17 protein-coding genes and 1 tRNA gene are annotated in these 18,129 nt (G+C 51.6%); 9 read left to right on the top strand and 9 right to left on the bottom strand.

Going from position 1 to position 18,129, the window contains the following annotated elements; genetic code table 11:
- Positions 1-75: 75 nt before the first annotated feature.
- Positions 76-1,233, bottom strand: a complete 1,158-nt coding sequence (locus RID21_RS00305; protein WP_350186619.1) for a sialidase family protein — start codon at positions 1,231-1,233, stop codon at positions 76-78.
- A 281-nt stretch (positions 1,234-1,514) separates the two neighbouring features.
- Here RID21_RS00305 and RID21_RS00300 point away from each other — a divergent pair.
- Positions 1,515-1,588: transfer RNA gene (locus RID21_RS00300), tRNA-Met, on the top strand.
- A gap of 383 nt (positions 1,589-1,971) precedes the next feature.
- Here RID21_RS00300 and RID21_RS00295 read toward each other — a convergent pair.
- Both RID21_RS00295 and RID21_RS00290 read right to left on the bottom strand, forming a co-directional pair.
- Positions 1,972-5,280 carry a M56 family metallopeptidase gene (locus tag RID21_RS00295; RefSeq protein WP_350186618.1) on the bottom strand — a complete coding sequence of 1,103 codons (3,309 nt, stop codon included), beginning with the start codon at positions 5,278-5,280 and terminating at the stop codon, positions 1,972-1,974.
- Complete coding sequence (locus RID21_RS00290; RefSeq protein ID WP_350186616.1) at positions 5,280-5,705, bottom strand: BlaI/MecI/CopY family transcriptional regulator; 426 nt, start codon at positions 5,703-5,705, stop codon at positions 5,280-5,282. Before RID21_RS00290 ends, RID21_RS00295 begins: the two co-directional genes overlap by 1 nt.
- A gap of 494 nt (positions 5,706-6,199) precedes the next feature.
- Between RID21_RS00290 and RID21_RS00285 the strand changes: the two genes are divergently transcribed.
- Positions 6,200-6,892, top strand: coding sequence for a WGR domain-containing protein (locus RID21_RS00285; protein WP_350186614.1), 693 nt, complete (start codon positions 6,200-6,202; stop codon positions 6,890-6,892).
- 497 nt (positions 6,893-7,389) lie between these two features.
- On the opposite strand, the gene RID21_RS00280 is transcribed toward RID21_RS00285, so the two are convergent.
- The 4 genes from RID21_RS00280 to RID21_RS00265 form a co-directional block, all read right to left on the bottom strand.
- Complete coding sequence (locus RID21_RS00280; protein ID WP_145184323.1) at positions 7,390-7,779, bottom strand: phage holin family protein; 390 nt, start codon at positions 7,777-7,779, stop codon at positions 7,390-7,392.
- A 326-nt stretch (positions 7,780-8,105) separates the two neighbouring features.
- Positions 8,106-8,567, bottom strand: a complete 462-nt coding sequence (locus RID21_RS00275) for an SUKH-3 domain-containing protein (protein WP_350186613.1) — start codon at positions 8,565-8,567, stop codon at positions 8,106-8,108.
- Between the two features lie 69 nt (positions 8,568-8,636).
- Positions 8,637-9,905 carry an NPCBM/NEW2 domain-containing protein gene (locus RID21_RS00270; protein ID WP_350186612.1) on the bottom strand — a complete coding sequence of 423 codons (1,269 nt, stop codon included), beginning with the start codon at positions 9,903-9,905 and terminating at the stop codon, positions 8,637-8,639.
- 129 nt (positions 9,906-10,034) lie between these two features.
- Entirely contained in the window at positions 10,035-10,292 is a 258-nt protein-coding gene (locus RID21_RS00265) for a hypothetical protein (RefSeq protein WP_350186611.1), read from the bottom strand.
- Positions 10,293-10,495: 203 nt separating this feature from the next.
- Here RID21_RS00265 and RID21_RS00260 point away from each other — a divergent pair, with 203 nt between their 5' ends.
- The 4 genes from RID21_RS00260 (at position 10,496) to RID21_RS00245 (ending at position 13,300) form a co-directional block, all read left to right on the top strand.
- On the top strand, positions 10,496-10,852 hold the full coding sequence (locus RID21_RS00260; protein WP_350186610.1) for a hypothetical protein: 357 nt from the start codon (positions 10,496-10,498) through the stop codon (positions 10,850-10,852).
- Positions 10,853-10,927: 75 nt separating this feature from the next.
- Positions 10,928-11,275 (top strand): hypothetical protein, encoded by a 348-nt coding sequence (locus tag RID21_RS00255; protein WP_350186609.1) that lies wholly within the window; start codon positions 10,928-10,930, stop codon positions 11,273-11,275.
- Entirely contained in the window at positions 11,272-11,703 is a 432-nt protein-coding gene (locus tag RID21_RS00250) for a hypothetical protein (RefSeq protein ID WP_350186608.1), read from the top strand. Before RID21_RS00255 ends, RID21_RS00250 begins: the two co-directional genes overlap by 4 nt.
- A gap of 382 nt (positions 11,704-12,085) precedes the next feature.
- Positions 12,086-13,300: a hypothetical protein gene (locus RID21_RS00245; RefSeq protein WP_350186607.1), complete on the top strand. Its 1,215-nt coding sequence runs from the start codon at positions 12,086-12,088 to the stop codon at positions 13,298-13,300.
- A gap of 12 nt (positions 13,301-13,312) precedes the next feature.
- Here the strand turns inward: RID21_RS00245 and RID21_RS00240 are convergent, their stop codons facing one another.
- The gene (locus tag RID21_RS00240) at positions 13,313-13,888 is read right to left on the bottom strand and encodes an HdeD family acid-resistance protein (protein WP_350186606.1); all 576 of its coding nucleotides are present in this window, start codon (positions 13,886-13,888) and stop codon (positions 13,313-13,315) included.
- A 403-nt stretch (positions 13,889-14,291) separates the two neighbouring features.
- Between RID21_RS00240 and RID21_RS00235 the strand changes: the two genes are divergently transcribed.
- Positions 14,292-15,263, top strand: coding sequence for a DUF1559 domain-containing protein (locus RID21_RS00235; RefSeq protein WP_350186605.1), 972 nt, complete (start codon positions 14,292-14,294; stop codon positions 15,261-15,263).
- 87 nt (positions 15,264-15,350) lie between these two features.
- Complete coding sequence (locus tag RID21_RS00230) at positions 15,351-15,791, top strand: hypothetical protein (protein WP_145040412.1); 441 nt, start codon at positions 15,351-15,353, stop codon at positions 15,789-15,791.
- Between the two features lie 30 nt (positions 15,792-15,821).
- Here RID21_RS00230 and RID21_RS00225 read toward each other — a convergent pair whose 3' ends face one another.
- Positions 15,822-16,985, bottom strand: a complete 1,164-nt coding sequence (locus RID21_RS00225; protein WP_350186604.1) for an alpha/beta hydrolase family protein — start codon at positions 16,983-16,985, stop codon at positions 15,822-15,824.
- Positions 16,986-17,192: 207 nt separating this feature from the next.
- Between RID21_RS00225 and RID21_RS00220 the strand changes: the two genes are divergently transcribed.
- Positions 17,193-18,101, top strand: coding sequence for an alpha/beta hydrolase fold domain-containing protein (locus RID21_RS00220; RefSeq protein ID WP_350186603.1), 909 nt, complete (start codon positions 17,193-17,195; stop codon positions 18,099-18,101).
- Positions 18,102-18,129 lie beyond the last annotated feature (28 nt).

Raw genomic sequence — 18,129 nt, 5'->3', positions numbered from 1 at the left:
TTAGCCGCAGGGCATTAGCCCCGGTTGAAACGCTGTCGTCTGGACGCAGCCTCTAAACCAGATCCACACCACAACCTAACGTCCGGCAGTAAACTGTTTTAAATCAAACGCCACGAATTCGATTTTCTGATAACGGTCCCGCTCATACAACAGCCCCGCCTGACCATTTTTCAACAAAGCCAGAGAGGAATACGCGGCCGAACCCGGCGTTACCAGTCGCGACGCCAACCATGTCTGCCCGTCGTCTTTGCTCAACCGGACCGTCATCTTCTCCCGTTTTTTGCTGGCGGGGTTGCTGAACAGAATCTGCCCCGGCGTTCCATATTTGGGAAACGAGACGCGAATCAGGCTCGCCTGGCAGACCGGCTCAATCAGCGTCGGATCGAGCGTCACCTCAGACCAGGTCGCCCCGCCATCGTCGGAATACGCAATCGCCCGCCGGTTCTTGCCGTGATAGCTCCGCATATTCATCTGCAGCCGACCGTCGCCCAGTTCCACGACCGCACATTCATTCGTCATCTCGCCGATCGGTTCACTCAACTGCCACGTCTCGCCATGATCGTCCGAATAAATCGCATGCGACCGCCGCACCACCTTACCGTCCAGCGTCATATTATGATCGCAGGGAATCACCAGCCGCCCTTTGTGCGGTCCCTGCGCCAGCTGTATCCCGTTGCCCGGCCCGGTCGCATACCAGGTCCACTCAGGCTTCTTGGTCGTCTCGGTCACTTCGTAAGGCGGCTTCCAGGTCTGACCGTCATCATCGGAATAACTCATATAGACCCGCCGCGTATCCAGACCGGTCTGCGCCTTGATCTGCTTCTCATGGTCCTTGCCATGATTCCAGGTCAGCGGCAGCCAGATCCGCCCGGTCGACTCATCCACCACCGGACAGGGATTCCCGCAGGTGTTCTCCCCGTCATTCCACAGCACCGCCAGGGGAGACCAGGTCTTCCCGTTGTCGCTGCTCCGCTTGAGCACCAGATCAATATCGCCGCTGTCGCCCAGGTTGTTCTTCCGCGCCTCAGCAAACGCGAGCAGCGTTCCCTTCGGCGTCACCAGCAGCGCCGGGATCCGAAACCCGTGATAGCCGGCTTCCCCTTTCTCAAACACGGTCGTCCGTATGACTGTCTCAAGGGCTTGGGGTGTTTCCGCAGGTGCCGCTGCCGGGAGAGGGGCAGTCGAGAGGAACGGGAGCGAGAGAACCAGACCGAACGCGAGCGATTTCATCATGCGGGCACTCCAGAGCGAGATTCAGGGGTATCAAATGAGCAGATTCGAGTATAACGCCCCCGGAAAAGCCCCACAATCAACGAATTTCTGCGACATTTTCGAATGAAAACGGCGGTTGACTTGCGTACTAACAAGATTTTGTTAATCTTGCGACTTCTCAACGGCTTTTTTGCCGATAACGTGAGATATCTAAGGAAGTTAGCACCGGAGAAACCTTTTCTCCCCAGCGAACTTCCACTAGGATAGGAGTGTCTGTCTCAACACAGACGCCCACACCATCCGGCGGTGTAGCTCAGTTGGTTAGAGCAGCGGAATCATAATCCGCGTGTCGGGGGTTCGAGTCCCTCCACCGCTACTTTAGTGTCAAACATTGGCACGCAGAGAGAATCAAAAACGCCTGAATCCCAACTTGGGGTTCAGGCGTTTTTTTGTTGGTGTTCGCAGTGGCAATGCTTTCCCATCTCGCAACCTCAGCCTGGCAGGGGTGAAGGCTGACGCGACGGCGGGACGAAGGGGAACTCGCAGCGAAGATGGTACGAAAGTGCCGAATCATTAACCTCTGATTTCACGGCAATCCTGTACTTTGATTTCAGAGATGAGTTCATGGGAATCAGTCTGTGAATTTCAGTGTGGTAACCACTAATTCGCCAGTATTCCGCGAAAACGAACGTTAAACACACATGAAGAACTCATACTCTTTAGCGGATTCAGGCATAATTCAAAGTTCGCGCATTCAATCTATTTCTGATCGTTGTGGTAGAGGACATTGCTTCGAAGAATCGGGAGTAACTCTGCAGTGCTGATTTGCGTGGCAATGATTCTTCCGTCACGGCCAATCAAAATCTTTGTCGGATAGCTGTTCACATTATAATTCCCGCAAGTTTCACCAGACAACGTATCGAGTCCTATCGGAAAGGTCAGTCCACGTTTTTTTGCGAACGCTTTTACTTCGTCTGTTGGAACTGAATTATTGTGAAGGCCAATAATCACCAATCCTTTTTCCCCGTAAAGCTCATGCGCCAATTGAAGCCTGGGCAAATCTGCCATACAAGGTCCACACCATGTGGCCCAGAAGTCCAGTAAGACGACTTTGCCGCGGAGTGTATCCAGATTCAGTTCGTCCGAATTGATCCAGTCACGGCACACGATCTCCGCAGCCGAAGACGGGGGTTGACTAGGATCTTGATAGATCTGGGAATCAACTTTGATTGGTGCCAGGCGTTGTACTGGTTTTGTAAGTTGAGTCATATCAGATTTGACGCTGGCGAATCCAGGTAAATTGGTATTGCGCGTTACGCTGACCAATGCCTGATACTTTTGATGTCTGCTTAGTCCCCAACTGCGAAATTCACCTGAAGCATCAGTTTTATGGGTCGAGAGTCTTCTGGATTCACTTCTTTTTTTATCACCATATACTGACCAAAGTGTCACATCTACATCTTCCAGCGGAGTTCCTGCTGTGTCGACGACTGAGCCGCTCAACATCGTTTCCGGCTCAAGTTGAATGCGTGCTTCAGTCCCCTCTTCCAGGCTGGAAACCGAGAGGCTCACTCCCGAGCTTAACTTTTCAGTCAAATGGCACGCCATGATATGTGCGACCCATGGCTTATGCTCCATTTGTAATTCGAACCGTCCATTCTCATCGGTTAAGACGGACTGAGTTTGCTGATCGCCCTGCATCACCAATGCATTGACGGCAGGTTGGCCATTCGGTAATAGCACGATCCCACGAATCAGCGGAAGCCGTTTGGCTTTTAGATCTCCCAGTTCCGTCGTTTCGCCAGGTTTAATGTGGACGTCTTTCCAATTCTTGTCTTCCCCATAGAAACCATTTCCTGAACCAACAACAATTCCAAACCTGCCGGATGGCGGGTTCATTTCGAAGCGTCCCTCACTGTCGGTGTAACTACTTAGAATAATTGCCCGCTTGCTGATGAGTTGCACCTGCACTCCGGAACACGGCATCTGGTTATCTGGGCTCAATACACGTCCGCGCACTGCTCCTCGGCGGTATAGCTTGAATTCATACTTACTGTGAGCCGTTCCACTAAGTATTCGAGCTGATTCAGTTGTCGCCAGCGATGGATGTCGCACATTGATATATACGCGATGAGACATGATCGGGAATCGAGTGCGATACTTGCCTTCCGAATCTACGGGAACGTTACTTACGTTAATACTTTTCGGATAACCTGTGATTCTGATGGTGGCTTCTGTCGCAGGTTCCCCCGTTTCTGCCTCGATTGCTTGAATTTCTACAGGCACTCCTTTATCCAGAGTGATTGTGTTCTCTTTTGATGTTCTGACATTTTCGATTAAACCGTTGACATAGTCCTTGTGTTTGACGAGCACATTACAATCGACATCTGCTGGAATTCCTTCGATCACAAGTCTGCCCTCCGCATCTGATGTGGGACAGGCAATTTTCATTCGGTCAAGCCACTCCCGCTGAAGCCACCATCGACTTCCGCCCTTCACATTCCAGTTGACGTAGGAAAACTCGACTCCGGCAACAGGTTTTCCCTGCTTGTCTTGGATATTAAGAACCAGAGATTCGGGACGAGAAACAATGAGCTTCAGATTCCGTTGGTTCTGCCCTGCTTGAACAGTTACGTACGTGCCGGTGTAACTTTTCCCTGCGGCAACGACTGTTAATGCGCATCTATCTGCTGAAATATCATCAAAATGGAAACGGCCATCTGCATCTGTCGTCGTTGACTGGAAGTCAACAACTTTATTTATCACCTGACTGCAATAAACGATTGCCTCTACGGGATTACCTTTCTCATCGAGAATCAAACCACCAATTTCGGCGTGGTCAGGATTCGATTCTATCACTGCCTGGTCATTCTCTTGCTGCTCACTTTTGTTCGTTGCGAGAACATCGGCTACAGCGTCTCCAGACCGTAAAGCAAGACCTGGAAGTATGGCTGCACTCAAGAGTATCGCGATTCCCCAGGCGAGTTTTGATAACCTGGCCGATCGACGGACCCGTGGATTCAGGACGCGTGTGATGCGAGACTGAAGCGGTCGCATCTGCAAAGCAGATAATTGCAAAATCTGTGTTCGCACAGAGCACCACTCCAGTGCACGGACTAATGCTGCACAATATTCGTCTTTCGTAACCAGATTCTCAACCACAATAAGATCATCGCAACATTGTTCTCGGACGCGTTGCATGTTGCGATGCAACATCCATACCAATGGATGAAACCACCAGAGAGCGCGAATAAAACCCTGAATCCAAAGTGCAGCAGGATCAAAACGACGGTGATGCGCCAGTTCGTGCGCAAAAACAGCACGCTGCTCAGTCGCCGACAGTTGAGCCAGCATTGCTGCGGGAACAATGACTGTCGGTCGAATCAGGCCACATGCCATCGGAGTCACGGGGGCCGGACTTAAAAGCAAACGTATGCGGCGGCGCAATCCCATTGATCGAGTCAGTTCTCTGAATTCTTCCAGCATTAAACCATCTGCATCCTTACAACGGGCCATGATTCGCATCAGGTGAAAACTGCTTTTCGCCATCCACAGCAGAAACGCCAGGGTTACGATAAGGGAGCCGATCATTAACCAGGCAATGGGACTAATACTGACCGTCGGTTCCTGCTGGATTACTGATGATGAGGGTATTATCGAAACCGGGGATTCAGCTATTTCAGTAGTCGATCTCACTTCTTTCTTCGGGTTATTCTGGACAGGAACAGGCAGATCATTTCTGCCAGGTGTTACTGATTCAAAAGACGGCACTACCAGGTTCTCACGTTCTGGCGGGAGTACGGAAACCATACTCGAGGTCTTTTCCACCGAAGAACCGTTTGATATTTCCCACTGACTGAAAATCCCACCCGGCATCGCAAAAAACGGTGGCACAACAAACTTGATCAGAGCCAGCATCAGCAAAGCATACCGAATATTTGCTGAAATACGATCCTTCCAGCAAACAACTACCAGGACAAGCAATGCGACGACAGTTGACTGCCAAAACATGTGCATCACAATAAAGAGCCACGCCTCGGCCACGGAATTAATGGTATCAACGGACATTATTTGTCCTCCAATTTCTGATTCTGTTCAAGACGTTCGATGAGAGCCTTGAGTTCCTCAATTTCTTCCGGACTGGTGGGGTGACTTTCCAGCAGGGATGCCACAATGGCGACTGAGTTTCCGCCAAATATTCGTTGTCTGAGCTTCTGCAGAATTCGACGATGAGTGGATTCTGGACCTCGTGCCGCGCGGTAAGTAAATGATTTGCCTTGTCCTGACTTCTCTCGCTTCACGAACTTCTTTTCAGACAATCGATTGAGCAGTGTAAGCACCGAACCATGAGCCATCGGTCGATATGACTCTAATTGATTTCGGATTTCTCCAGCCGTCAAAGCACCTGCATTCCAAAGGCAAGCCAGAACTTCAAGCTCTGCCTCAGGTAAATCCTGGGAATCGGAGTGACCACTCCTGGAATTCTTTGCCATTGAAAATCTCCTGAAGTAACTGGTGAATCAGACACCTCACCAATTTAGACATACGTCTATATTTGGTCAATACGCATTTAGACATATGTCTAATTAATTAAGATAATCTGATCGATTCGAATTCCTGTAGAATTGACCTGGGTCCATGAATCACGCTGGTCATATTCCTTAAGCTTGGTTATTACTCTTGCCCTCGTCCGATCTATTCAAGCGTTTTCGCAAATGCGTTTTTAAGCGACCATTAAACGGCATCGCGTCACTTCGGGCTGATCTGAAATCGGTCCATACCATTCAGACAGCTCATTTTTGTCTGCGAAACTCGTCAAATGCAGGACAGAAAACCAAAACGAACGTTTTCTGATTGTGTTACTCAATGAGTTTCATGTTTTTTTACACCTTGTTGTGTTTTCTTTTTTTCAATATCAGCAAGTAATTGCTGTAAACATAGATCAAGAATAGAGTAACGCCTTGAAAATCTAATTACGACCGGTATCATGTACAGCATACTGGCATCATATCAGAACAAGGCCGTGCAGGTTAATAACAAGTTATACAGCAAAGCGATGGTCGCACGTAATTGGTACGAGTTCCACGACGGTTCGTCAGCTAAGTTCTGGTCGATCTCTATCGACGAGAGTTCTTACACCGTCCGTTACGGGAAAGTCGGCTCAAAGGGACAGACAAAAACCAAGTCGTTTAAGAGCCCCACCGAGGCATCGGCAGCAGCTGATAAGGTCACCGCCCAAAAACTGAAGAAGGGATACAAACCGTCGCTGGTGGTTGACATTCCAATTCTCGGTTGCGACATCCCCGTCGAGCTAACTGACGACAACGCCCCAATTGACTACTCACACCCGATGTTCAAGAAGATGCCCAAGTGGACACCGCCCCTGAAAGCAAAGATCGAGAAGGCGTGCTTTCGCCACTATCGCGACATGGTCGAGATGATTGGCGACGAGTCTCTCCCCAAAATTGCCAAGCCCGGCGAAATCTGGCCGCACATCAAGATCAACAGCATCCGACTGGATCCTGAGGTTCCCAATGTTGCCGTCGCATACGTGGTTCCGGCATGGGACTTGAGCGAGCACATGGAATGGGCAATCAAAGGAACTGCAACGCTCCAATACGCCGGTACGTTTCTGTGCTATCCTGTCGACAGCTATGCAGATCAAAAAGGGTTCGAGTAGCTGCATAACAACAGCGTGAACCGGAGTGGCGATTCACGCCGAATTTGAAATCAACGTCAGCCGTCGCCACCCGGTTACGCAAAACGTCATACAATAAACTCATTTGTTTCTTCAGACGTCCTGTAATTCGACCCATTTATGAAACTAGTTAACTCTTTAATTGACTGTGAACTATTTTCACAATACGTAAAATTGTTTGTTTAGTGTCATCTGGTAATTCACCCCATGAATCTACAATGAACTGTAATTTAGCGTCTGTGGTTTAAACCGGAGTGTAAACGCGATTTTCGCCTTGCTGCTTCTCAGTATTATCTAACGAGTCAGTCGATTCAGAATGCGGAATCATATTCCACATGCCGGGGGTTCGAGTCCCGCCTCGGCTACCTGCCTCAGACAAAAGACACAGCGCAACAAACAAAGAAAGCCAGGAGCATTCTCTCAGTAATGCTTCTGGCTTTTTTAATGCGCTGAGTTAAAAGTGATCCCGCAGACCTCGCTCAGGACTCCTTCACCTTTTCCAGTGTCTTCTTGAAAAGGAACAACGGCAGCACCAGTCCCGCGATCAGCGCGACGACCCAGATGATCAACGGCGCGAGAATCCAGGTGGTGAGGCCGGAGATTTTCAGTCCATCGGAAAACATGCTGGTTCCGATCAGACCGACCAGGATTGCGACCAGGGCGACGCCGCCACTCATCTGGGGCACGTTCTTGATCGAGATCTTAATCAGCAGGGGAGTGATCACAACCACGATCAGCGTGAAGATCGCCGCGACGATGACGATCGACCAGAAGTCGATGGAGAAGCCGGGCAACAACTGGGCAGCCACAACGATTCCAATCGCATTCCCGAGTACATACAAGACAGTGGAGGCGAGAAGACGAAGCATGGCATCTCCCTTTCACGGCGATAGCCGTCCTGGACCTGCTCTCCGTAGCGATTGATCAGAGAATTTTGAACAGTGACTGGACCCCGATTATCGACTGCGCAATTTCAACTGTCAACTTTTTTCTGACAGGGGGAGGTCAATTGAAGGTTTTCAATTGGCTGGAAACACCTCCTTTGATCAGGTGAGTCGCATACGAAATGCTCACTGATCTCGTCTTTTATCTTTTTATCATCGACTGCACTCGTTCCAGGTCGACGCCTGCAACTACCGCCGCGCACGCCTGGAAAGCTATTCCGCCCCACCGCGAACTTCTAAGTGAAACAAACCTAATCTCTTTCTGGAGCAAGAAGCACTTCAATGGGTTTAGTCGAAGCAGCGAAGAGGCATTCCATACAGTCAAAAAGATTTTCTCCTGCGAGGTGAACTCCAACATCAGAAATCAGGTAATATGCCCCGGACTCGCCGATGCAGAGAGTTGCTCTCCGAAATACAGCCCCCACTGGACAGAGTACTTCATTCAACTTTTTTGCCCAATAAGACACCCTTTCAAATTCGCACACTGGATCGGCAGGAGAAAAAGAAAGTTCTTCTGGTCTATATTTCCCTTTAGGATTTACAGGAGGTGTAAATTGGAGTCCTCCAAAACATTTTAAAAACGCTTCAACATCAGGCGTTACTTCAAATCCATTCTCATTAAGTGTTTGAATCCAGGGTGTTGGGTCAACAGACCGATTTTCGGTCCATCCATTTGCCTTAAGTATCGTTTCTACAGAGAGATCAAATTTCATTTTTCGCTCCTGTGCTCTCTCCAAAATCTCAAGATCAAGACAGAAAGCGTTCTCCCAAACTCTGCTGACTCACTCAGTCTTCAACACCGGCTGTCCCCACACCGCCAGGTTATGACTCGGTTCCGATCCTTCGCCGGCGATTGTCTTCAGCGACAGCTTCAAGACCTCAGCCGAGGGCAGGGGGACGTCCAGTTGGATGGGTTCATCCCCCACACGCAGCGGTCTGGTGCGGACCAGTTCCTTACCGTTCGCCTCGACCGCGAACATGACTGCTCCCTTCTTGCCCGCGGTGGGATGCAGTCCGACATCGCACGTAAACCGCTTGAAGACATTCCCCGGGGCCAGCACGAAGTCCAGCTCGAACGGCGTCCCCATGCCATAACCGGTTTCGTATTTGGTCTCATTAATCTTGAGGGGATGCAGTTGCCGCCGGGCGTCCATTGCCTGGTTCACCAGGAACGGCTTCACGTAATACGGGTGAGGAATCATCCGCCCCCGGAAATCGGGCAACCATTCTGTCAATGATTGATCAGCGAACAGAAACTCCTGATCGTCCACATGGTCCGTCGCCAGGCAGATCGCGGTGAAGATCACATCCGCCGTATGCCGTCCGTTGACCAAGGCCGCTGCCCCCCGATGTTCGTCCGCTTTGGTTCCGTCTCCCTGCATCGTGTCCTGTACGATGGGAATGATGTGCGCCGCGGCATTGTTCCGCAGCAGCTTCTGATGCTCATAGATCCGCAGCGCCGCCTCAGCACGCGTCCGCCCCAAAAGTCGAGGCGTATACGCTTCTTCCGCCAGCTGATAGTTGCCGGAATCCATGAAGCCGCCCGCGCCAAACAGATAGTTATAGCGTGCCTTGTCCTTGGGGGGAGGCAGCAGTGTTTTGAGTTGCAGTTCGGAAACGGGACTGCTGTGTGCCGAGGGACAGCCCGGATCTTCGTTCCAGTGACAGAGCACGCCCAGGTATTTCATCGCCTCATCTGTTTTGCCTGCCTGCAGGTTAGCGGCGATCTGCTCCAGGTACCACTGGATGGCGGTCGCACTCTGTGTCGGCGGGTTGACATCATGCAGCGAGAGCCGCACGCCCGGCACCAGGCAGTAAGCATCCAACTGCGGCATCTTTCCACCGGCGTGCTTGTCCTGCAGCGACGTGTAATCCCGACAGAGACGGGTGAGATTTTCCTGGCCAAGTAATTCTGTTTGCCATTCCGGCAGCCGGGCCACCGCCCAGAGCCGAATCAGCCGATGCCCTTTCCCCCAGGCCCAGAGCGATCCCGAAGCAGACAGGCACACGGCCAGAATCATCAATCCAGCAACAAGACGACACACGCGCATGGCTCTTCCTCTATTACGGCTGAGTTCGGGGAATCGATCGAGAGACTTCGATTCTAAGCCGCCAGAGAAACAGAGGCAAGGAAGCATCACTCCCTGAGCTTTCAAGAAGCAACACAAGCTGCTCCCAAATCACAGGTAAAACTGTTCGATGCGAAACGCTTCCCGCGAATTCAGATAAAACAAGCCGCACGTCTCCCGGTCAGGCACTGCCGCCGCGAACGACTGTCCCGCCATCCACATACTGAAGAACATCGCGCACAGACCGATGAGTAACAGGTACCGGCTGATCCACGCGATCATCAAACCAGTGAAGACCAAATTGAACGGCGCCAGCGCGACTTCAGCCAACACCGGACGAACTGACTTTCTGCGTTTGATGTAGGTCATGATAGAGATACCAGTGGAGGGCTGCTCTCAATCCAGGATTTCATTCCTCCAAAGAGGCAATAAAAGTTGATCTCCCCACGTCGTCAGACCGTTATCAGACTGAACGACACCAGAGAAACAGATTGAACCCACAACCATAAATATGTATACTACAAGTAAATTCAAACGGCGACACAAAAAACAATCCACACCAGGAACGCCCAATGACAGCAGCGCTTTGCCTCTATGAGCTCGATCACCCGACTGCGATGTCGGTACTACAACAGGTCCAACAACGGTGCAGTGGACTTGAATTAGTCAGTCATACCAAAGAAGAGTACGATTTCACTAACTCGACAGGCTGGTCCGAGATTCTGGAATACACCCAGGGTCCCGACAGAATCACCATCGTCGTGGGTTACGAACCCCATCCCGAAGCGCCTCTCATGGATTATTTCGTGATGGTCGATCCTTATTCCCGAATGAAATGTGAGTTGAATCCACTGCACGAAATGGTATTACCGCTCATTGAAGAACTCGTCAATAAATCAAAGAGCTTACGATCAATGCAGCAGGACTGAGTTCTGGTAACCAGACAGTCCGCCTCCGCCACTGGTTCACCCCGATCGGCAGAACAACAAACAGGAACAGCCGCCATGGCTCCCAACCAAACATCACTGATCACTGTCGCGACAGTCTCCACCGAACTCGAAGCTGCCTTGCTGATCGATCTGCTCGCAGAGCAGGGCATTACCGCCACACAGACCGGCGGCTTCACCGCACAATTCCGGGCCGAAGCACCGGGGGGCGTCGAAGTCATGGTGCTGCAGGATCAACAGGCTGCCGCCCGCGCAATCATCGCAGAAAACGAAGCGCTGAACGCCCAGTACCAGTCAGCAGGACAGGACGCCGAGTATACCACCAGCCTCAGAAAGTTCGGCTACTGGACGCTCATCATCGGTAACGCCGTCGCGCTGCTCATGCTGCTGGTCCTGGCGATATGACTTCTACATCCGATGCGGAAAGCGGCTGGATCAAATGTGCCCCGCAGGAAACACGAGTTCTACTGGAGCAGGGGGAAGTGCGATTTTTGACATACACACTCTCACATGCCATCGCTGTGCTCCGACTGCAATCGCAGGACGCGGAACCTCAGTTTCTCGTCTGTACCTGCTGTCAGAGTCTGTCGCTGTCCGATACACAGCAGGCTCCGGTCGAACGCCTGAGCTGCCGACTGAATGATGAGTCCGGTTATCTGCTGTTCGATGAATCAGACAACCTGCGCATCCACTGTTCGGCACTCCGGCTCTTCAACCGACAGTCATTAAAAGGGTGGATGGACAGCTATGGCTTCAATCCAGATGAGACACAGCAATCGGATGCGGCCCGGTTGCTGAATGTACTCACCTTGATCAACGATGCAACACTCTGACCAGCCAGGCTACTTACCGGCAGCCGATCAGATTCCCCAGCGAATTGAACCGGATTCCCAGCATTACCTGGTGTGAGATCAGGTCGGCGATGTTATGCCCGGTTGAAATGTGGGGGAGCAGTGCGGTTGCAGCAGTTCTCAGATTTCGAATTCATGTAAATGGCACCGTAAGTCCTGCAATCTTTGTGTAATGCATAAAACAACCCTCAAACCAACGCGCCTCGACTGAAAATATAGACATTTTAGACAACTTATATGATTTACTTCCGCCATTTTACGTGGTACATTCAAACAGACAGCCGCCGGTGAGCTCAACTCCTGCAGCGGCTCCTGCCTGCGATTATCCCTGAAATACGTTAATATCCCTGGAATTTCCCCAATCATGAATGTTTCGTTACGTCTTTCGCTGTTTGTACTTCTGTTCGCCGGCCTCTGTTTCACAACGGGCTGCAATCAGTCATCCCCTTCGGATTCCGCAGATTCCAGCAGTGAAACGGAAACCAAAGTTGCCAGCAGCAGAGAGCTCGAATCACCCGAAGAACTGCTGAAAAAAGTAGAGCAGGCCATCGAGGTCTCGCAGCAGAAGTATCTCGAGTCGGAAAAGCATTCTCCCTGGGAAATTTTCCACGGCATTCTGGCGTTTCGCAAAGACTATCAGATCAAGAAAGATGGCCAGACCGTCAATGCCCTGGAATGGCTCTCGTCCGGAGTCACCTACGACGGCGAACCCTGGTTCCAGAAAACCGAGTTCGGCGGACGTCCCCATCCTTACACAAAAGAGAACGCCTTCGAAGGTCATAAGAATCAGTCACTGGCGATCATGGCGATGGCTGACATACCCTTAGATCACCAGGTTCAGACTCCCGATGGTCCCATCACCGTGGCAGACATGGTCGAAAATGCCAAGAAAGAAATCCAGGAAAATGAAGAGGTCACCTGGTCTCTGTGGGCCCTGGTCCACTACCTCGGACCGGACGCCGTCTGGTACGATAAAAACGGGGAAGAGTGGCATATGTCAGACCTGGTTTACATGCAGAACAACACCGTCACCAACGACTCTCCCTGCGGTGGTACACACGCTTTATTCGCACTCGCTTATGCCCGCAACACCTATCGGAACGCAGGACATCGGTTATCGAGCTACTGGCTGGAAGCAGATCAGAAACTGCAGCGATACATTGAAGAAGCCAAAGCGATGCAGAACCTGGACGGTTCCTTCTCTTACGATTACTTCTTCCAGAAAAGCGCCTGCGAAAACTTCCAGGAGCGTCTGGAAACGACAGGGCATACCCTCGAATTCCTGATGATGGCGCTGCCGGATGAGCGTCTGAATGAAGAATGGGTTCGTAAAGCAGTTTCTCTGCTGGCCAACGATATCATCGATAACAAAGGGGAAAAGGTCAATTATTCCGCCCTGTATCACGCCATCGATGGACTGGTCATCTACCGGAACCGAATGGATCCCAATCGAACCGCACAACTGGGCAGCAAAAGCTACAAGACACCGGATGAATCCACAGAGGCCAAGGCCAACGTGAAAGTTCTCAAGCCGGTCACTCCGGCCGCCCCGGCACTGCCACCAGTGCCGAAGCAGTAGATTACACTCCGCTTATTGCTGCGGAGATTCAGTATCCTGGGGAGTCGCAGATGGATCTTGACCAGGCATTCCGGGCAGATTGCCGACGTTGATCAGGAAAAATCCGGTCAGCAGCAGGTCGACGCCGAGCAGAGTTCCTACGGCCCAGAGCCCGGAGAGAGGCCACTCAGCCCAGATCAGTCCCCCCAGCAGCAGTGAGATAAGTCCGCTGAACAGGACCTGTCCCCAACCTGCAGCGGGCTTGAGACTGAAGGACATCAGAACCTTCCAGGTCCCTTCAAACAGGAAGAACATCGCCATCATCAATGTCAGGAACGACAACCCGAACAGGGGATGACTGATGATCCCAAAGCCTCCGAGAATCATCAGAACCCCGAGGATGATGTGCATCATTTTACCGGACGTGTCTCCGGCCTGTGACGTCTGAAACAGGTAGAGAAATCCACCGAACATCAGCAGGGAACCAATCACCAGCACGACCGCTGTCCCGGCCACCGCGGGTGTGATCAGAGAAATCACCCCGAGCACACAGAGAATGATTCCAGTCATTTTGAAGTTTTTGATGACGGGCGGAGTAGTGGTCGACATGGTGAGAACCTCGTCTGGGTTAAGAACAAAGTGCCGGGAATCAACAATTTACAGTACTGTTCAAAGCGGGACAGAATCCACTGTCAGTGGGAGATGGTGCCCAATAATCAGGCAATAACAGCTGAAGCAGAGCCCGATTTCACTGTTCCATTCTAATTCGGACAACAGCGAGGATTCACTCAAGAAAACTCAAAAGTTCTATTTTAATCTGATTATGCACAAAAAAACGACCAGACTGAGACACGAATCACACTGATTGGCACGCTGCTTGCTTAAAGATATTTATTATCTTTTTCTAATGACTGAACATTCTGAATTCGGTCACGCCAGACATTCATGACTGGCAGAGATCGTGCGGCTGTTCTCTCATCGATCGTCATTATTCTTTCTTAAGGAGTCCTCTGTGTCCTTTCCCAAACCACGCCGTAAAGGATTTACGCTGATCGAACTGCTGGTGGTCATTGCCATCATCGCTATCCTGATTGCGCTCCTGCTGCCCGCTGTCCAGCAGGCACGTGAAGCAGCACGACGCTCCACCTGTAAGAACAATCTCAAACAACTGGGACTGGCACTGCACAACTACAACGAAACGTTTGGAGTGCTGCCTTACTCTGTTTCCCACTCCGGTTCCTGTAGTGCCGGCTCGGCCAGCACAGGTGGTAAAGTTACCCTGAATCACCGCGGCTGGTTGCTGCTCTTACCCTATCTCGAACAGAGTGCTTTGTATAATAAATTCAACTCAAGTTACGCCTCGGGTTCTTACAACCCTTCAGGCGGGAACATTGTCGCACCGGGAGCTTCTGGGAATGCCAATGACGAAGTTGTTTCGACCATCATTAAGGCATTCCACTGTCCGTCAGACGCGACCCCCGAGGTTTACAGCACAACATCCAGCACCCATTATTCCATTTCCCCGGGGAACTCAACTCTGCTGGGTGTGTTCACGAACTATGATTTCAGCACCAACAGCCAGTATTCGACCTGCACCAACTGGGGAGAACTCGGTATTTCCAGCCGACCGATGTTCGGTTTCAACGGGTGTGCCAAATTCCGTGATGTCTCAGACGGCATGAGCAATACAGTCGCTGTTGTGGAAACCACACGTCTGGTTGCCAACGGTGAAGGAACCGCCTGGGGCTTTGCAAAATGGGTCGGCAATGGTACCAACTTCGCGGGTGCGAACATCAATACCTGGTACTCCAGCGGTCCCGTAGGTAATCTCGCATCCTGGGGTTACTCGGGTAGTCTTCACACGGGTGGCTGTCATGTTCTACTCGGCGATGGAGCCGTCCGGTTCATCAGCGAAAACATTGACGCCACCACGCGGGTCTATCTCTCCTATATCGCCGACGGAAACGTACTCGGCGAATTTTAATCTCTGACGGACAGTTTCACTCTTCAATCGGCGGCACAATTGTCGCCGGTTGATTTTCATCCAGAAATATTATTTGAAACGAATCCCATGGCTGTAAGATTTTTTTGTGTTCTGTCGTTGTTATGCCTGACTGCCTGCGGCAGTTCAGAGACCAAGCGTGATGAATTAAAAACCTTTCCCACCTGGGGAACCGTAAAGATTAAGGGCAAAGCAGTGCCGGGGGTCTCCGTGGTTTTCTTTCCTGACGGCCAGACCGGCGGGCAGGGGGGACGTGGCACCACCGATGAGTCAGGCCAGTTCATGCTCCGCTACCAGGACGGCCGCGACGGCGTGCCTCCCGGAAACTACCGCGTGCTGTTCGAACATTTCGTGATGCCCGATGGTTCCCAGGTTCCCGAAAGCGAATTCCCTGCAGACGTCGGTGCCATCAATCAACTGCCTCACAAATTCAGCGATTTCGGCACTTCGCCTTTCAAGGCAACGGTTCCGGAAGGGGGCACATCCGATCTGGAATTCGATCTGAAATAACGCTCGACCGTTTCGCCAGATGCGTTCAGTTTACTTCTGTTGATCCAGTTGATCCTGCATCAGCCAGTATTCGAAGAAGCGATAGATTTGCTCATTCGATTCCGGGTTCGGTGAATGCTTCTCACGATTCGTCATCGCGACCCGGTTTTTATATCCCAGGAAATCATTTACAGCGATCGTGTGATTCAGTGCCCGCCACTGACTGGGGGGATCTTCCGAACCGCCTGACACCAGGAAGGGACGCGGCGCCATCAACGCATGCAGTTCATGCAGATCGTGGCCTTCTTTGACGAGCCGTTTATACAGCCCGGTTCGTGGATTCTCTTTGGTAGGTAATCCCCGTTTGCGGAAATCCGGCCCTTCATATCCCAGATACCAGGGTTCCCAGTAATTCACGCTGGGACGCTTTTCATTGAAGACAATCCCGCCATCCGACCAGGCAGCACAGGCGAATTTATCGTACAGACAGGAAGCGAACATCGACCACTTGCCGCCATACGAGTGCCCCATGACTCCGATCCGTTCGGGATCGACTTCACTGCGGTTCGCCAGCACATGAAAGGCATTCGCTGCTCCGTAGGCCAAAGCAGACAACGGCTGGATCTCCGCTTTCTCGCGATTGGGATAGTAGAGTGAATAGTCATGGCCGACAGAAAATGTCACGAAACCCCGTTTGGCCAGGGCCCGGGCAAAGTCCCGATTTTCGCCTTTCAGGCCGACACCAGTCTCCGGTTCATAATAGACCACCAGCACAGCCGGACGACTGTGATCCGGCTTCGCACCATCGGGAATCAACAGGTAACCGGTATTGGGATGCCCGGGAGCAATGTCGAACTGGACCGTGTACTGCGTATATCCTTCCTTCTGCTCCTGCTTGAGAGTTTTCACATCGGGATGTTCATTCACGGGCGGCCATCCACCCATCATTGTGTGCCAGGTCTTGAGAATTTCCTGACGACGCTTCTGCCAGTCCGCTTTGGTCTTCACCGGACTCCCATCGTAGAATTTCAGCGGTGTTTTCAAATCCCCCAGGTCACCCTGGAATTCAGCACCGGGTTCAAAAAAGGGAGCGATCTGCTGCCAGAGTTGTTGGGCGCGTGCGGGAGATACTTCTGGTGTCTTATCGCCGGCCTGCAGCAGAGATGTACTTAACAGACACAACCACACCAATCCACTTAGAAACCATTGTTTCATCAAAACACTCTCCCTTATCAACGGTTGTTTTCTCCAGAGCAGCTCATTCTTCACACTCCAGCATCATAGCCCGTCCGGCGATTGAAAGGAACTCCTCGCATTAGATTCTTGATTCCCATCCCAAAACTGCACAAGATGATCAGAAAGGAATTCATTTTCTTCAGAACTCCTTCTGGTTATTTTCACCCGATATAAGGATCTCGTCCTATGCAACGCCTGTTTCTTTCGCTCGCTGCGGCTTTGACACTGATGACCTCAACGGCCCTGGCAGCAGACCAGCCGAAGCCGACCTACGCTGATGTTTCCTACGGTCCCTACAACATGAACAAGCTCGACTTCTGGGAAGCCAAAGGGGAAGGGCCGCGACCGCTGCTGGTTTATATCCACGGGGGTGGTTGGATCGGAGGCAACAAAGCCCGTCTGCCCGGCAATATCAAAACGTTTCTCGACAAAGGCATTTCCTACGCGGCAGTCAATTACCGCCTGACGGGGGAAGCACCGCTGCCCGCTCCTGTATACGATGCGGCGCGGGCAATTCAGTTTCTGCGGCACAAGGCCAAAGAGTGGAACATCAACAAGAATAAAATCGCCCTGACGGGAGGTAGCGCCGGTGCCTGCACATCCATGTGGCTGCTCTGCCACGATGATATGGCCGATCCCAAAGCGAAAGACCCGGTCCTGCGTGAATCAACGCGGGTCACCGCAGCAGCTGTCGGCGGGGGCCAGACTTCCATCGACCCCAAAGTCATCGAACCCTGGCTCGGTCCGAACGTGCTCAAGCACGCCATGATTTACAAATCAGTGGGCGGTAAAAGCATGCAGGAAGTCATGGACAACTACGAAAAGCACGCAGCTCTGTACAAGGAGTTCTCTCCCTACAACCACGTGACCGCGGACGACCCACCACTGCTGATGACATACGGCAACAATATGAAACTCCCATCAGAAAACGCCGGCCACGGAATTCATCACCCGGTTTACGGTGTCAAAATGAAAGAGAAAGCCGATAAGTCCGGTATGGAATGCCACCTCTTGATCCCCGGCGTGTCGAAATCAGAGAAATACAAAAACACGAATGAATTTCTGATCGATAAACTCACAGGCGATGATTCGTAAGCGGCTCGCGATTGTTTGACTGAGATCA

It is taken from the genome of Gimesia sp., assembly GCF_040219335.1.
GTDB lineage: Bacteria > Planctomycetota > Planctomycetia > Planctomycetales > Planctomycetaceae > Gimesia.
This window is presented reverse-complemented; position numbering and strand designations above follow the sequence as displayed.

What these genes read in the sequence shown, in the direction of transcription:
- RID21_RS00250 (WP_350186608.1), top strand. Translation starts at nt 11,272, where the DNA reads ATGACTTCTACATCCGATGCGGAAAGCGGCTGGATCAAATGTGCCCCG.
- RID21_RS00255 (WP_350186609.1), top strand. Translation starts at nt 10,928, where the DNA reads ATGGCTCCCAACCAAACATCACTGATCACTGTCGCGACAGTCTCCACC.
- RID21_RS00295 (WP_350186618.1), bottom strand. Translation starts at nt 5,280, where the DNA reads ATGTCCGTTGATACCATTAATTCCGTGGCCGAGGCGTGGCTCTTTATT.
- RID21_RS00230 (WP_145040412.1), top strand. Translation starts at nt 15,351, where the DNA reads ATGGCTGTAAGATTTTTTTGTGTTCTGTCGTTGTTATGCCTGACTGCC.
- RID21_RS00285 (WP_350186614.1), top strand. Translation starts at nt 6,200, where the DNA reads ATGTACAGCATACTGGCATCATATCAGAACAAGGCCGTGCAGGTTAAT.
- RID21_RS00260 (WP_350186610.1), top strand. Translation starts at nt 10,496, where the DNA reads ATGACAGCAGCGCTTTGCCTCTATGAGCTCGATCACCCGACTGCGATG.
- RID21_RS00275 (WP_350186613.1), bottom strand. Translation starts at nt 8,567, where the DNA reads ATGAAATTTGATCTCTCTGTAGAAACGATACTTAAGGCAAATGGATGG.
- RID21_RS00280 (WP_145184323.1), bottom strand. Translation starts at nt 7,779, where the DNA reads ATGCTTCGTCTTCTCGCCTCCACTGTCTTGTATGTACTCGGGAATGCG.
- RID21_RS00265 (WP_350186611.1), bottom strand. Translation starts at nt 10,292, where the DNA reads ATGACCTACATCAAACGCAGAAAGTCAGTTCGTCCGGTGTTGGCTGAA.
- RID21_RS00220 (WP_350186603.1), top strand. Translation starts at nt 17,193, where the DNA reads ATGCAACGCCTGTTTCTTTCGCTCGCTGCGGCTTTGACACTGATGACC.
- RID21_RS00290 (WP_350186616.1), bottom strand. Translation starts at nt 5,705, where the DNA reads ATGGCAAAGAATTCCAGGAGTGGTCACTCCGATTCCCAGGATTTACCT.
- RID21_RS00240 (WP_350186606.1), bottom strand. Translation starts at nt 13,888, where the DNA reads ATGTCGACCACTACTCCGCCCGTCATCAAAAACTTCAAAATGACTGGA.
- RID21_RS00245 (WP_350186607.1), top strand. Translation starts at nt 12,086, where the DNA reads ATGAATGTTTCGTTACGTCTTTCGCTGTTTGTACTTCTGTTCGCCGGC.
- RID21_RS00305 (WP_350186619.1), bottom strand. Translation starts at nt 1,233, where the DNA reads ATGATGAAATCGCTCGCGTTCGGTCTGGTTCTCTCGCTCCCGTTCCTC.
- RID21_RS00270 (WP_350186612.1), bottom strand. Translation starts at nt 9,905, where the DNA reads ATGCGCGTGTGTCGTCTTGTTGCTGGATTGATGATTCTGGCCGTGTGC.
- RID21_RS00225 (WP_350186604.1), bottom strand. Translation starts at nt 16,985, where the DNA reads ATGAAACAATGGTTTCTAAGTGGATTGGTGTGGTTGTGTCTGTTAAGT.